Annotated in this window: 2 protein-coding genes; one reads left to right on the top strand and one right to left on the bottom strand. The window is 75.6% G+C overall.

Annotated features, from left to right (window positions below):
• The coding region (gene tsaB, locus ACYVE9_RS27175) for a tRNA (adenosine(37)-N6)-threonylcarbamoyltransferase complex dimerization subunit type 1 TsaB (protein ID WP_461030542.1) at positions 1-539 on the bottom strand (539 nt) is incomplete at its 3' end.
• Between the two features lie 137 nt (positions 540-676).
• On the opposite strand from tsaB, the gene ACYVE9_RS27170 reads away from it, so the two are divergent.
• Complete coding sequence (locus ACYVE9_RS27170; protein WP_461030541.1) at positions 677-1,240, top strand: hypothetical protein; 564 nt, start codon at positions 677-679, stop codon at positions 1,238-1,240.
• Positions 1,241-1,326: the final 86 nt, after the last annotated feature.

Here is a 1,326-nt window from a genome sequence, read left to right as displayed (position 1 = left end):
AGCGCGGCTGCCGACTGGTGCTGCGGCAGCTCGGGCCGTGCGCCGGTGAACGTGTCGGCGTAGAGCACCGCACCCGCGCCGACCGCGACGGTCCCGGCGACCTGCTCGCCGAGTTCGGCCGGGCGGTTGACGGCGGGTTCCGTGGTCCGGGTGCGGCGGTCGGCGTAGCGGGCCCAGTAGACCTCCTTGCGGCGGGCGTCGGTGGCGACCACGAACGGCTCGTCCAGGCCGGAGGCGAAGGCGATGCCGTCGAGGGTGCACAGGCCGTGCACCGGCACGTCGAGGGCGGCGCCGAAGGCCGCGGCGGTGGCGAGGCCGACGCGCAGGCCGGTGTACGGCCCCGGGCCGACGCCGACGACGAGGTCGGTCAGCTCGGCCGGGGTGCGTCCGGCTTCCCGCAGGACGCGGTCCACGGCGGGCAGGAGCAGCTCGCCGTGTCGGCGGGCGTCGACCTGGTCCCGGGAGGCGAGCACCCGGTGCCCGTCGTGCAGGGCGACGGTGACGGCGGGGGTCGCGGTGTCGAGAGCAAGCAGCAGCACGGGCCAAGCCTACGGCTCGGCCGACCGTGGGTGCGCGCCGTCCGGTCGGCGGGCACGGCCCCGGCGGGCCGGAATCCGCCCTGCCCGGCTGCTAACGTCAGCTGTGGACCAGTCAGCTGTACGAGAGGTGACCCACCGTGGCGCGGAACAGCGCGGGGATTTTCGTAGCCGGGCTGACCGCGGTGGCGCTGGCCGTCGTCGGAGTGCTCGCCTACCAGGCCGCCGCCGCCCATGAGGAGGCCCCGCAGGCCCGGAAGCCTCAGCCCGCCGCCTCCTCGTCCGCAGTGCCCGGCGCCGCCGAGTCCCCCGCCGACCCCGAGGCGCTGCCCGCCGACTCCGGTACCGGCCTGCGGGTGGTGTACGCGCTGGAGGCGCAGCGGGTCTGGCTCGTCGACGAGAGCGGCAAGGTCACCCGCACGTACAAGGTGACGCCGGGCTCCGTCAGCCCGCTGCCGGGTGAGTACACGGTGACGTCGCGGTCGGCGCACATCACCGGCTCCGACGGAGTTCCGGTCGAGAACGTGGTGCGCTTCGCGCAGGTCGGCGAGGCGGTCGTCGGCTTCAGCGCGGCACTCGACAGCAAGGCGAAGCCCGAGGTGGACCCGGGGAAGAAGACGGGCGGCATCCGCGAGAAGCGTGCGGACGGCGCCGCGATGTGGGTCTTCGCCACCATCGGCACCAAGGTCGTCGTTGTTCCCTGACGCCCCGCCGGCCCCCTGACCGACCGCCCGATCCCCCGGCCGCCGGGGTCCTCGCGACGGCGGCTCCCCACGGCCCGGCGCCCACG

Source organism: Streptomyces sparsus, from assembly GCF_054776295.1.
The sequence above is the reverse complement of the archived record's forward strand: the minus strand, read 5'-3'. Positions and strand labels throughout refer to the sequence as shown.